Below are 13,726 nucleotides of genomic sequence, written 5' to 3' on the forward strand. Positions count from 1 at the left end.
ACGGATTCACTACACCGCCGATTTTTTAGCCCAATGTATAACAAATATGTGAATGCAAAATGAAAGTTACAACGAATATTTTTTACATAAAAATACATCAGCGACTACGAAATATTGATACTGGGATCTTCTCGCGTCAGCAAAACTCAGTCAAAGCAGCAAAGATCTATACGAACAACACAGTGGCCTTTACGCAAAAACAAAACGCAAAAAAGGCAGCGATATCGCTGCCTTTTTACATTACTTAGATCGTACGTTTTTATGCTTTCGCTTTTTTACGCTTATCAGTGACTTCCCACTTACCGTCAACAAAGAGCGCTGTCCAACCAGATGGTTTGCCATTCTCTTCCGAACGAACGTAGTTCTCTTTTGTTTTGCGACTAAAGCGTACAACTGCAGGACGACCATCAGGATCTTCTTGCGGTGCGGTCGCTAGGTATTTGAACTTCTCAGGTAAACGCTCTTCAAAACGTGCCAGTTCAGCAACCAAAGGAGCACGTGTCTCGCGCGATTTCGGGAAGTTGCTTGCCGCCATAAATAGACCTGAAGCACCATCACGAAGTACGAAATACGCATCTGAGTTTTCACATGGCAACTCGGGGAAATGAACAGGATCTTCTTTCGGTGGCGCGACTTCGCCATTCTTCAAGATCTTTCGAGTGTTCTTGCACGTTTCGCTCGTACAATCCATGTATTTACCAAAGCGACCATTCTTAAGCACCATATCAGAGCCACATTTGTCACATTCAACAACTGGACCATCGTAGCCTTTTACTTTGAACTCGCCGTATTCAACAAGGTAGCCTTCACAGTTCGGGTTATTACCACAAACATGCATCTTACGCTTGTCATCAATCAGGTATGCGTCCATCGCTGTTTCACAGATCGGACAACGCTTTTTAGCACGAAGAGCTGCGGTTTCAACGTCTTCTTCTAGAACGTTAATAATACCTTCTTCGTCACCCAAGTTGATGGTTGTCTTACAACGCTCTTTTGGTGGTAACGCGTAACCTGAACAGCCTAAGAACACACCTGTTGAAGCAGTACGGATGCCCATTGGACGGCTACACGTCGGACACTCGATATCCGTCATGACGATGTGGTTTAACTTCATACCGCCTTCTGACTCATCCAGCTCCGCTTTTTCAAGATCGCCAGTAAAATCAGCAAAGAAGTTGTCTAACACAGCTTTCCAGTTCACTTCACCTTCAGCAATTTGGTCCAATTTCTGTTCCATACGCGCAGTAAAGTCGTAGTTCATCAAATCGTTAAAGCTGTCATCAAGGCGGTCAGTAACAATTTCACCCATTTTTTCAGCGTAGAAACGGCGCTGATCAACTTTCACGTAGCCACGATCTTGAATCGTAGAAATGATCGATGCGTAAGTCGACGGACGACCAATACCTCGTTTCTCTAGCTCTTTAACCAGTGCTGCTTCAGTGTAGCGCGCAGGTGGCTTTGTAAAGTGCTGTTTAGGGTCAAGTGACTCTAAGCTTAGCTTATCGCCAAGTTGTACCGCAGGAAGGATTGTATCCTCGTTTTTGCCCATTGGACGCTGTACACGAGTCCAGCCGTCAAATTTAAGGATACGGCCTTTCGCTTTAAGCGTGTATTCTGCCGCTTTTACACTGATGGTTGTTGAATCGTATTCTGCTGGCGTCATTTGACACGCTACAAACTGATTCCAAATCAAAGCGTAAAGTTTGTGCGCATCAGCATCGACACCTTGCAGGTCTTCCGCCTTAACACCCACATTTGAAGGACGGATCGCTTCGTGCGCTTCCTGTGCTCCTTCTTTGCTACCGTACGTCAATGCTTTCGCTGGTAGGTACTTATCACCAAACTCAGAACCAATAAAGTCACGTACAGCGTCCACAGCCTCGGCACTTAGGTTAGTCGAGTCAGTACGCATATAAGTGATGTAACCGGCCTCATAGAGGCGCTGAGCTAGCATCATGGTCTTTTTCACGCCGTAGCCCAGACGTGTACTTGCTGCCTGTTGAAGCGTAGAGGTGATGTAAGGTGCTGAGGGCTTGCTCTTTGTAGGGCGGTCTTCACGCTTACATACTTCGTAACTTGCATTCTCAAGTACAGACATCGCTGCTTTGGTTTCTGCCTCATTAACTGGCTTAAACGCAGAACCGTCTTTCTGAGCAACAAGCAGTTTAAAGTCCGCTTTGTCTTTCGTTTTCGTATTCGCATGAATGTCCCAGAATTCTTCTGGTACAAACGCGTTAATCTCACGCTCACGCTCAACTAACAGTTTCACCGCAACAGACTGCACGCGACCAGCAGATAAACCACGAGCCACTTTTTTCCAAAGTAAAGGTGAAACCATAAAACCAACGACACGGTCCATGAAGCGACGTGCTTGTTGGGCATTTACACCATCCATGTTCAGCTCGCCAGGTGTCTGGAAAGCTTGTTGGATCGCGTTTTTCGTAATTTCGTTAAAAACTACACGTTTGTATCGCTCTTCATCGCCACCGATGATCTCACGAAGGTGCCATGCGATTGCTTCTCCTTCGCGGTCCAAATCGGTTGCGAGATAAACGCAATCTGCGTCTTTGGCGAGTTTTTGTAGTTCGTTGACAACTTTTTCTTTGCCTGGAAGGATTTGGTAATTCGCTTCCCAGTCATGATATGGGTTAATCCCCATTTTTTTGATCAACGCTTTGCGGTCTTTCTCTTTTTTAACGCGCGCTTTCTCTTCCGGACTCATCCCTTTAGTTGAGATGGCTGCGGCTTTTTTCTCACCAGTGCTTTGACCGGCCGTAGGCAGATCACGCACATGACCAACACTAGACTTAACAATAAAGTCTTTACCAAGGTACTTATTTATCGTCTTTGCCTTGGCTGGTGACTCCACTATAACGAGTGATTTACCCATAACTGACTCTAACGTCCTTCATAATAATGCGGGTAGAAACCTTGTTTAAAGGCCACCCGCATAATGTTCTATTTCATTGCTTCTTTTTTTACTATTGTGCGAGATGAAAAGAAGATCAACTGCTTTTTTGAAATTCAGATCCGATTGGTTGACAATTCATCGTCTTTATACTTCAAAGAGACAGGGTTCTGAAAGGTATTGAGCGGCATATCTAAACAGGCAAACTTAGCATCCGCTAATCCAATGCAATAAATTTTGTTACCCATCACAAAATAGTTTGGTTCAATGCTCTGCCATCTTCCTCCGCATCATGCTTATACTCTAAAAATTGATCTGTTTAGTCTTACTGAACGATTGACTGAATTAATCATGCACACCCATTTTAGTTGTAGGTATACTCAGCATTCTTAACTAAATAGAATGGTAGAAAGAATATGTCTGATAGAACGTTTATCGAAGAGTTCGACCTTCTTTTGATCGCTAACCAAATCATCCAAGAGCACGATGATTACATCGAGGGAATGCGAGCAACAAGTGTAGAAGAAAAAGAAGGTGTTTTAGTTTTTAAAGGTGAATACTTCCTTGATGACAAAGGTTTACCAACTTCAAATACGACTGCAGTATTCAATATGTTCAAATACTTAGCGCATCACCTTTCTAAGGAATTTACGCTGGTTAAATAGTATTGGGAAACAAAAAAGCCAGAGTGTTATTCACTCTGGCTTTTTGTTTTAGGTCAGAATATTTAGCAGCTTAAAGCCTTAAGTTTGTCGAAGTAGTCAGGGAACGTTTTCGACGTACACTTTGGATCGTTAATCGTCACAGGCGTATCACTAAGTGCCACCAGCGAAAAACACATCGCCATTCGATGATCATCGTAAGTATCAATCGCAGCATGCTTTAACTGAGAGACAGGTTTGACGATGATGTAGTCTTCCCCTTCTTCCACTTCCGCACCGACTTTACGTAACTCAGTCGCCATAGCTGACAAACGGTCTGTTTCTTTTACACGCCAGTTATAAACGTTACGAATAGCGGTAGTGCCTTCGGCAAATAGCGCTGTTGTCGCGATGGTCATTGCAGCATCAGGGATATGGTTGTAATCCATATCGATGCCTTTCAATTGACCAACACGTGAAATTACGTAGTCATCACCCCATTCAATTTCTGCACCCATTTTTTCAAGCGCATCAGCAAATTGAATATCACCTTGAATGCTGTTTTTACCGATACCCGTGACTTTAACTTCTCCACCTTTGATGGCTGCCGCCGCCAAGAAGTAAGAAGCAGAAGACGCGTCACCTTCAACCAAGAAATCACCTGGAGCAATGTATTGCTGACCGGCTGGGATCACAAACTCTTGATAGTCGTTGTTGATCACATCGACTCCAAACTGCTTCATGATATGCAGGGTGATATCGATATAAGGCTTAGAAACCAAATCGCCTTCGATGTTGATGCGAATTTCACCTTCAGCCAATGGCGCAGACATTAAGAAAGCGGTCAAGAACTGACTTGAAATGGACCCATCGATAGAAACTGTACCTGCTTTTAGGCCAGTACCAATTATTTTGAGAGGCGGAAAGTTCTCGTTTTCCATGTACTCAACGTTCGCACCAGCATCTTTCAGTGCCGTGACAAGGTGACCAATTGGACGCTCTTTCATACGAGGTTCGCCCGTCAGTACATACTCCCCTTCTCCAAGACAAAGAGCCGCAGCTAATGGTCGCATCGCAGTGCCAGCATTGCCGAGAAATAACTCTACCGGCTCTGAGACAGAAAACGGACGCCCAAGGCCTTCAACGAGACATTCTGTTTTATCTTCGGAAAGTTGGTATTGAACGCCTAGTTTAGTCAGCGCATTCAGCATATGACGAATATCATCACTGTCGAGGAGATTAGTAAGGCGAGTTCTGCCTTTAGCAAGAGCAGCAAGTAAAAGAGCTCGATTAGAAACACTTTTAGAGCCAGGAAGGTTCACTTCCCCTTGAATTTTATTGATAGGTTGTAACGTTAGGCTTTCCATTAAAAGTTGATAATCCTTTGTGCCCTCAACATACGATTTTTTATGAGGGCTAAACAATTCTTCGTGAATTCAGACTACCCAAAAAAACACGACAAAACCAGAGTAAATCGGCGCTAATTTATGAATATCCTCAAGCAGCCTAAAGATACAGAATTAAAGGCATTGCCAGCGATGTAAATCAGAGCGAAAGAAGCACGGCGAAACAGCAAACTATTTCGACTTTATTTGACGATAAGCCAGCCCGACTGTACATGCCTGATTAGGCTTCGTTAGACTAAAACAACCTAGGGTTAATAAGTGATATCAACCCTGACTCCATCATCAAAATATAAAATACGAACTTCATCCCCTCGACTAAATAACATATTTTTATCAACATCTTGGATGACATTAATTAGCTTATCACCCTTCACTTTGATGAGTAGCTCAACTAACTTATATTCAACCGTGTATTGGTAATTACTTTGGTTTTGAGCAACTGCGGCACCTGCAAGCGCACCCACTGCCGTCGCGACTTCTCTTCCCGTACCGCCACCAAATTGATTACCGACTAAACCACCGATAGTGGCACCAAGTAGTGTCTTCCAACCGTTACTTTTCGATTGAACAACCTCTTGTTGAGTAATATAACGGACAGAGTCAATCTTCCCGTAAACTACTTCATTAACTGGCTTGGCAACATTTCTTTCATAGGCTGCGTTGGCGACAAGTGGTAAAAACAGTATGATCCCAAGCCATACTTTTACGATATTTCTTAACCAGGTCATCATAAACTCCTCTGACTCCAATGTTGGTAACGACTTCTTATGGCTATTTATTTAACTGAACTCGATGAAACGTTCAACTTTCCCTCACCCTATAAAGCACTCAGCGACCCCAATGGTTTGCTGGCTTTTGGTGGTGACTTAAACCCCATGAGAATCCTCAATGGTTACTATCAAGGCATTTTCCCTTGGTATGGTCCTGGTGAACCTATTTTATGGTGGAGCCCTTCTCCGCGCGCTGTGTTTGACCCATTGCAGTTTAAGCCATCTAAAAGTCTCAAAAAATTTCAGCGTAAACATAACTATAAAGTAACACTCAATTTCGCGACAGAAGAAGTGATTAGACTATGTTCTTCAACACGCCCTGCAGAGGAAACATGGCTCAACGAGGAAATGCAAACTTCCTACATTGAGTTAGCCAAACTTGGTCACTGTCACTCTGTAGAAGTATGGCATGACAACAACCTGATTGGCGGACTATATGGCATCTGCGTGGGCCAACTTTTTTGCGGGGAGTCGATGTTTAGCCTAAAAGATAACGCATCCAAAATTGCATTGTGGTACTTATGCAACCATTTGGCGTCAAAGCAAGGTCAATTAATCGATTGCCAAGTTATGAATTCTCACTTGGCATCACTTGGCGCATTTGAACTTGAGCGTGACGAATTTATGCAAAAACTACTATCTTTAAGAGAAAAGCAAACACTATTTGATGCCTATCAGCCCCAAGTTTTGCAGGATTCAGTATGAGTACGGATATACAACATATTCGAATAGGGTTGACGAATAATCACCCTTGTAGTTATTTGCCTGAACGGCAAGAGCGGGTTGCGGTGGCGCTTGATGAAAGGCTGCATACTGAAGAAAATTACCAGTTGCTCATGGCTAACGGTTTTCGTCGTAGCGGAGATACCATATATAAACCGCATTGCGAGCATTGCACCGCTTGCCAGCCAATTCGAGTCTCGATTCCAGACGTTAGATTATCAAAAAGTCAGAAGAGGCTGCTTAATAAAGCACAGTCTTTACGCTGGGAAATGAAACCTGAAATGGATGAGGAATGGTTTGAGCTTTACAGTCGGTACATCGGCAAACGGCATAAAAACGGCACTATGTACCCACCAAAGCGTGATGAGTTTGCTCGATTTGCTCAAACTAGCTGGCTGACAACGTCGTTTTTACACATTTACGATGAATCAGATCGATTGCTCGCCATTGCGGTGACAGATTTGATGCCACAATGCTCGAGTGCTTTTTATACTTTCTTTGACCCTGACTACGAGTTATCTCTTGGCACGTTAGCAGTGCTTTATCAAATTAAATACTGCCAAGAAAACAAACAACAGTGGCTATATTTGGGATATCAGATTGATGAGTGCCCAGCAATGAGCTACAAAACACGCTTTCAACGCCACCAAAGGCTAGTAAATCAGCGTTGGCGAGGGTAGAATACGCCTCAACTTTACATAATTACTATTTAGCGGCAGAATATAGCCCGCTAATATTGCCTAATTTCTAAAGAGGATTAAATGGCTAAAGAAGACGTAATCGAGATGCAAGGCACTGTCCTTGACACTCTACCAAACACTATGTTCCGTGTTGAACTTGAAAACGGTCACGTTGTGACTGCTCACATCTCTGGCAAGATGCGTAAGAACTACATCCGTATCCTAACGGGTGACAAAGTAACTGTAGAGATGACTCCATACGACCTGTCAAAAGGCCGCATCGTCTTCCGCGCTCGTTAATCTCTGATTTTCGGATGCAATAAAAAACGGAGCAAGCTGCTCCGTTTTTTATTGCACAATTTTTTCCGATTTAGTTCAGATAAAAAAGCGCACGATCTTCTCGTGCGCTTTTGCGTTTGTTACCGACTAACGATTAATGCATCGCTGTCTCTTTCTCACTTAAGTATTCAAACTCAAGCGTATCGTTGACCAGCGTTACTTTCACTGTACCGCCGTCAACTAAAGATCCAAACAACAGTTCGTTAGCCAAAGGCTTCTTAAGCTGTTCTTGGATAACACGCCCCATTGGGCGAGCCCCCATAGCTTTGTCATAACCTTTATGTGCTAACCAATGGCGAGCGTCTTGCGATACTTCCATTGAAACGCCTCTCGCATCAAGTTGCACTTGCAGTTCAACAATGAACTTATCAACCACTTGATGGATAACGCTTTCATCAAGGCTGTTAAACCAGATGATGTTATCAAGACGGTTACGGAACTCAGGAGTAAACACCTTCTTAATTTCCGCCATTGCATCGTGACTGTTGTCTTGTTGAATCAAACCAATTGATTTCTTCTCGGTTTCCGCCACACCTGCGTTAGTTGTCATAACAAGAATGACATTACGGAAGTCTGCTTTGCGACCATTGTTGTCCGTTAGCGTACCGTTATCCATGACTTGCAACAACAGGTTAAAGATATCAGGGTGCGCTTTTTCAATCTCATCAAGTAATACGACCGAGTGTGGATGCTTAATAACAGCATCGGTTAGCAAACCACCTTGGTCATAACCGACATAACCAGGAGGCGCACCAATTAAGCGACTTACGGAGTGACGCTCACCATACTCAGACATATCAAAACGAAGTAGCTCGATACCTAGAAGCTTAGATAACTGCACCGTCACCTCTGTTTTACCAACCCCTGTTGGGCCTGCAAACAAGAATGAACCAACAGGTTTGTTGTCTACACCTAAACCTGCACGTGTCAGCTTGATCGCCTCGGACAATGCATCAATCGCATTATCTTGACCGAATACCAACATCTTCATTTTGCTATCTAAGTTTTTCAAAATGTCTTTATCTGAAGAAGAAACCGACTTCTCTGGAATTCGCGCCATTTTGGCAACCATTGATTCGATATCTGCCACTCCGACCGTTTTTTTACGACGGCTTGCAGGAGCAAGACGACTACGAGCACCAGCTTCATCAATGACATCAATGGCCTTATCTGGTAGATGGCGTTCATTAATGTATTTAGCCGACAGTTCTACCGCGGCACGCAGTGCTTTATTGGTATAACGTACTTCATGGTGAGCTTCGTACTTCGGCTTCAAGCCCATCAAGATTTTAGTTGTATCATCCAATGAGGGCTCTACAACGTCTATCTTTTGGAAGCGGCGAGACAACGCACGCTCTTTCTCGAAAATGTTGCTATATTCTTGGTATGTCGTCGAACCAATACAACGCAACTTACCGCTACTTAAAAGAGGCTTAATAAGATTTGCTGCATCGACTTGACCACCAGATGCCGCGCCTGCACCGATGATGGTATGTATTTCATCGATGAACAAAATGGCATCTTCTTCTTTTTCAAGTTGTTTCAAAATCGCCTTGAAGCGCTTTTCAAAATCACCGCGGTATTTGGTACCAGCGAGCAAAGAGCCAATATCTAGTGAATAAATCACGCTGTTTTGAATAACCTCAGGGACCTGCCCTTCGACAATTCTCCATGCAAGACCTTCCGCTATGGCTGTTTTACCAACCCCTGCCTCACCCACTAGTAGTGGATTATTCTTGCGGCGTCGACAAAGTACCTGAATAGTGCGCTCTAACTCTTTATCACGTCCAATGAGTGGGTCGATGTTTCCATCTTTAGCGACTTGATTAAGATTCGTCGCAAAGCTTTCTAAGCGTTCTTCAGAATTAGGCTCTTCAACACTTTCTGAGCTAAACGAGTCTGATGATGAATCCTCACCTGCACCTGATGCTTTAGTAATACCGTGGGAGATGAAGTTAACAATATCTAATCGGGAGATGTCATTTTTCTTCAGAAGGTAAGCGGCATGCGACTCTTGCTCACTGAAGATAGCAACAAGCACGTTGGCGCCTGTTACTTCATTACGACCAGACGACTGTACATGAAAGACGGCGCGTTGTAGTACACGTTGAAAACTCAAAGTCGGCTGCGTTTCACGCGTCTCATCACTATCTGGGATAAGAGGCGTAGTTTGATCGATGAAAATATCGAGTTCGTTGCGTAAAGCGTCAAGATCCGCCTTACAAGCTAGAAGGGCTTCCTTAGCTGCATCATTTTCCAACAATGCAAGTAGGAGGTGTTCGACAGTCATAAACTCGTGGCGTTTATCTCGCGCCCGAGCAAATGCACCGTTAAGGCTTGACTCTAGTTCTTTATTTAGCATAAGTACCTCCCGAAAAAACAACTGGGGTTGTTCGAGCAAGTCTTCTTTGTTTACGCTTGCTCCATAGTGCAAAGTAGCGGATGTTCATTTTCCCTTGCGTACATCGTAACTTGCGCTACTTTTGTCTCGGCAATTTCTGCGCTGTATGTGCCGCAGATTGCCTTTCCTTCATAGTGGACCTGAAGCATGATTTGAGTTGCTTTATCAATATCATGTGAGAAAAATCGCTCAAGCACCTCTATGACGAAATCCATAGGTGTATAGTCATCATTATTGAGTACGACATTGTACAGCTTAGGTGGCTGGACTTTCGTACTTTCTCGCTCCAGAAGATCAGAGTCCGGAGTGACCCATTCAAAATTTTTACTCATGGCAATCTAAAGATATCGTATCAAAGGGTTGATGTTTTCGACCTATAAAAACAATCTACCACAAGCATGCAGCGCGGTGTAGTGAGTTATGGCACCGAATTCGATCTTTGATCGATAAAAGTTGCTACCTAATATAGAGACTAATGCACGTCTTGATACGGCGCAAATAAAAGATGCTTGTCGATAAGTTACACATTTTTTCTTATAAAAGAACTTTCTATTTATTGCTCTCGGACTATTGCAAACCACCCCATCATCTTCTATCTGGATCACACTTCCTCATTGAGAATACGGTAATTATCACGAAAACTTCATTTTTTATTCAGTCAGAGGATTCTTCTCCCATAAGCAACACGGACAGTATGGCTTTTTCAGTATGAGCCACTTCATAGGCAAATTGACTAAACTTCTGCGTATATACGAAAAACTGTTTGCAAATTTGTTAATCTCAAAAGTGATTTGTTTTCAATTATGTTTCTGTTTGTTGCTCACTGCTATTGACTGTCGAAATTCATTGACTACAGTGGAAAGTGTCGATGCATAAATCATCATTTTGAAACCTCTCTTCTTTAAGTGGTTTGATGAATGTGACTTATCATTGATTTGACGTTTGTTGGCATTCGCTGACAATGGTAGTACCAAGTTAAAGGTATAACTTGGTTGCAGTAACAACATCAGTAAAAAATGCATGAGGGATGTAAAGCATGGCTACAGGTACAGTAAAGTGGTTTAACAATGCCAAAGGATTTGGGTTTATTTGTTCAGATGAAGAAGAGGGAGATATCTTTGCCCACTACTCAACTATCCAGATGGACGGTTATCGTACACTGAAAGCAGGCCAACAAGTCTCTTACGAGATTGAAAAAGGTCCCAAAGGCTGTCACGCGAGTAGCGTCGTGCCTCTTGAAGGCCAAGCCAAATAATTAGAGCGCCGTCGAAATATAAAAATATTGCTCTCGAAACGCCACGTTGATGTTTTGAAGAGAAAAATAAACCCGCCAAGATAGCGGGTTTCTTACTATTTAGAGCACGTGTTACAAAAGGAACACTTACAACGCACTTACAGGATAGGAAACACGCCGAAAACGACGTGTTTTTACACTAACTTACTTGTTAATGATTGCGTTAAAGGTTTCGCTTGGGACGCATCAATTTAGAAACCAATGCATCGTCTAGTAAGTAGTAGCCTCCTAGCTCACCTTTCACGCCTTGCGCATTATTTAGCTCAGCAACGATCGTTTCTTCCTGCTCTGACAGCGCTTTTGCAATTGGTGCAAATTCAGCAGCAAGATCCGCATCACCCGTTTGCTCTGAAAGCGCTTTCGCCCAGTAAAGTGCAAGATAGAAGTGGCTTCCACGGTTATCTAGCTCACCCACTTTGCGTGACGGAGATTTGTTGGTGTCTAAAAACTCACCGGTCGCTTTATCTAGTGTATCTGCGAGAACCTGAGCCTTAGGATTGTTTGTCGCTACACTTAAATGCTCTAACGAAGCTGCAAGCGCTAGGAACTCGCCCAAAGAATCCCAACGAAGGTGATTCTCTTTTTCTACTTGTTGAACGTGCTTAGGAGCAGAACCACCAGCGCCTGTTTCAAATAGACCACCACCATTCATCAATGGAACAATAGATAGCATCTTAGCAGACGTACCTAACTCGAGAATTGGGAACAAGTCTGTTAGGTAGTCACGAAGAACATTACCTGTAACAGAGATAGTATCTAGGCCCGCTTTCATACGCTCTAGTGAGTACTTACAAGCTTCAACAGGAGATAGGATCTTAATCTCTAGACCGTCAGTATCGTGATCTGGTAGGTAGGCGTTTACTTTCTTGATGAGCTCAGCATCGTGCGCGCGGTTTTCATCTAGCCAGAATACAGCTGGAACACCTGTTGCACGTGCGCGAGTCACTGCTAGTTTAACCCAATCTTGGATTGGTGCGTCTTTAACCTGACACATACGGAAGATATCACCTTCTTCAACCGCTTGCTCTAACAGTACGTTACCTGAAGCATCAACAACGCGAACAGTACCCGCAGCGTCTAGAATGAATGTCTTGTCGTGAGAACCATACTCTTCAGCTTTCTGAGCCATTAGACCAACGTTAGGTACGCTACCCATAGTGGTTGGATCAAATGCGCCGTGCTCTTTACAGAAATCAATAACCGCTTGGTAAATACCTGCGTAGCTACGATCTGGAATCATCGCTTTGGTGTCTTTTTGTTTACCATCTGGTCCCCACATTTGACCCGAAGAGCGAAGCATTGCTGGCATAGAAGCATCTACAATAATGTCACTTGGTACATGTAAGTTTGTGATACCACGATCAGAGTCAACCATCGCAAGTTCTGGTTGAGTTTGGTAAACCGCTTGAATGGCCGCTTCAATTTCTGCTTTTTGCGCTTCAGGTAGAGACTCAATTTTTGAGTAAACATCACCGATGCCATTGTTTACATCAACACCTAGCTCTTCAAACAGCTTACCGTACTTATCGAAAACGTCTTTGTAGTAAACTTTTACTGCATGGCCGAAAATGACAGGGTCAGACACTTTCATCATCGTCGCTTTCATATGAAGAGACAGCAGCACGTCTTGTGCTTTCGCTTCAGCAATCTCTTTCTCGAAAAATTCAACCAACGCCTTCTTCTTCATTACTGAAGTATCAATGACTTCTTTATCTAGTAATGGGAACGCAGACTTAAGCTCTTTAACTGTACCATCATTACCGACAAACTCGATTTTGACCTCTGTTGCACCAGAGATAGTTGTAGACTTTTCGCTACCAAAGAAGTCATTGTCTGACATGCTCGCAACATGGGACTTAGATTCTGCTGACCATGCACCCATTGAGTGTGGGTTTTTCTTCGCGTAGTTCTTAACCGAAGTCGGAGCACGACGGTCTGAGTTACCTTCACGAAGTACTGGGTTAACCGCACTACCTTTGATTTTGTCGTAAGCCGCTTTAATCGCTTTCTCTTCGTACGTGCTCGGCTCTTCTGGGTAGTTTGGTAAATCGTAACCTTTCGCCTGAAGCTCTTTAATCGCCGCTTTAAGCTGAGGAACTGAAGCTGAAATGTTAGGTAGCTTGATGATATTTGCTTCTGGAGTTTGAGCTAGTTCACCAAGCTCAGTCAACGCATCGCCAATGCGCTGTTCTTCTTTTAGATGCTCTGGGAAGTTAGCGATAATTCGACCTGCTAGTGAAATATCACGAGTATCTACATTGATGCCAGACGATGCTGTGAATGATTGAATGATTGGTAGTAATGAATAAGTTGCTAGCGCCGGCGCTTCATCAGTGATGGTGTAGATAATTGTAGGTTTTTCTGTAGGCATGAAATTTCCCTATTTTTTAATCAACTTGTTGGCTGATCAACTCAGCGTCTGAGTTGGTTTAATTGACGCATTGCTGCGCGTTAGCAGTACATGTCTCCTCACTAACGCCACATGCGGTTCGCACTCTTTGTTGTAGTTTGAAGCTCTAAGCTCTGAATCCATGAGTGCACTGATATAATTAAACAAATAACAC

Annotated in this window: 10 protein-coding genes and 1 pseudogene; 5 read left to right on the forward strand and 6 right to left on the reverse strand. The window is 43.4% G+C overall.

Annotated elements, in window-relative coordinates; genetic code table 11:
- Positions 1 to 259: 259 nt before the first annotated feature.
- Positions 260 to 2,890: a type I DNA topoisomerase gene (gene topA, locus J4N43_RS10505; protein WP_053303238.1), complete on the reverse strand. Its 2,631-nt coding sequence runs from the start codon at positions 2,888 to 2,890 to the stop codon at positions 260 to 262.
- Between the two features lie 434 nt (positions 2,891 to 3,324).
- On the opposite strand from topA, the gene J4N43_RS10510 reads away from it, so the two are divergent.
- Positions 3,325 to 3,573, forward strand: coding sequence for a YciN family protein (locus J4N43_RS10510; RefSeq protein WP_005387884.1), 249 nt, complete (start codon positions 3,325 to 3,327; stop codon positions 3,571 to 3,573).
- 62 nt (positions 3,574 to 3,635) lie between these two features.
- Here J4N43_RS10510 and aroA read toward each other — a convergent pair whose 3' ends face one another.
- Both aroA and J4N43_RS10520 read right to left on the reverse strand, forming a co-directional pair.
- Positions 3,636 to 4,916 carry a 3-phosphoshikimate 1-carboxyvinyltransferase gene (gene aroA / locus J4N43_RS10515; RefSeq protein ID WP_005387883.1) on the reverse strand — a complete coding sequence of 427 codons (1,281 nt, stop codon included), beginning with the start codon at positions 4,914 to 4,916 and terminating at the stop codon, positions 3,636 to 3,638.
- A gap of 290 nt (positions 4,917 to 5,206) precedes the next feature.
- Entirely contained in the window at positions 5,207 to 5,683 is a 477-nt protein-coding gene (locus tag J4N43_RS10520; RefSeq protein WP_005378348.1) for an outer membrane lipoprotein, read from the reverse strand.
- Between the two features lie 39 nt (positions 5,684 to 5,722).
- On the opposite strand from J4N43_RS10520, the gene aat reads away from it, so the two are divergent.
- The 3 genes from aat (at position 5,723) to infA (ending at position 7,428) form a co-directional block, all read left to right on the forward strand.
- Positions 5,723 to 6,430 (forward strand): leucyl/phenylalanyl-tRNA--protein transferase, encoded by a 708-nt coding sequence (gene aat / locus J4N43_RS10525; RefSeq protein WP_005378347.1) that lies wholly within the window; start codon positions 5,723 to 5,725, stop codon positions 6,428 to 6,430.
- A complete protein-coding gene (locus J4N43_RS10530; RefSeq protein ID WP_017820028.1) occupies positions 6,427 to 7,128 on the forward strand; it encodes an arginyltransferase in 702 nt (233 codons plus the stop codon). The genes aat and J4N43_RS10530 overlap by 4 nt, the downstream gene beginning before the upstream one ends.
- 81 nt (positions 7,129 to 7,209) lie before the next feature.
- Positions 7,210 to 7,428 carry a translation initiation factor IF-1 gene (gene infA / locus J4N43_RS10535; RefSeq protein ID WP_001040192.1) on the forward strand — a complete coding sequence of 73 codons (219 nt, stop codon included), beginning with the start codon at positions 7,210 to 7,212 and terminating at the stop codon, positions 7,426 to 7,428.
- Between the two features lie 133 nt (positions 7,429 to 7,561).
- Here the strand turns inward: infA and clpA are convergent, their stop codons facing one another.
- Together clpA and clpS are read right to left on the reverse strand one after the other, a co-directional pair.
- Positions 7,562 to 9,829 carry an ATP-dependent Clp protease ATP-binding subunit ClpA gene (gene clpA / locus J4N43_RS10540; RefSeq protein ID WP_005387879.1) on the reverse strand — a complete coding sequence of 756 codons (2,268 nt, stop codon included), beginning with the start codon at positions 9,827 to 9,829 and terminating at the stop codon, positions 7,562 to 7,564.
- Between the two features lie 50 nt (positions 9,830 to 9,879).
- The gene (clpS, locus tag J4N43_RS10545) at positions 9,880 to 10,200 is read right to left on the reverse strand and encodes an ATP-dependent Clp protease adapter ClpS (RefSeq protein ID WP_005378419.1); all 321 of its coding nucleotides are present in this window, start codon (positions 10,198 to 10,200) and stop codon (positions 9,880 to 9,882) included.
- A 704-nt stretch (positions 10,201 to 10,904) separates the two neighbouring features.
- Here clpS and cspD point away from each other — a divergent pair.
- Positions 10,905 to 11,123 (forward strand): cold shock domain-containing protein CspD, encoded by a 219-nt coding sequence (gene cspD / locus J4N43_RS10550; protein ID WP_005378407.1) that lies wholly within the window; start codon positions 10,905 to 10,907, stop codon positions 11,121 to 11,123.
- Between the two features lie 183 nt (positions 11,124 to 11,306).
- Here the strand turns inward: cspD and J4N43_RS10555 are convergent.
- A pseudogene (locus J4N43_RS10555) lies at positions 11,307 to 13,533 on the reverse strand (NADP-dependent isocitrate dehydrogenase).
- Positions 13,534 to 13,726: the final 193 nt, after the last annotated feature.

The sequence above is a fragment of the Vibrio sp. SCSIO 43009 genome (genome assembly GCF_023716525.1).
In the GTDB taxonomy this organism is placed as follows: Bacteria; Pseudomonadota; Gammaproteobacteria; order Enterobacterales; family Vibrionaceae; genus Vibrio; species Vibrio alginolyticus.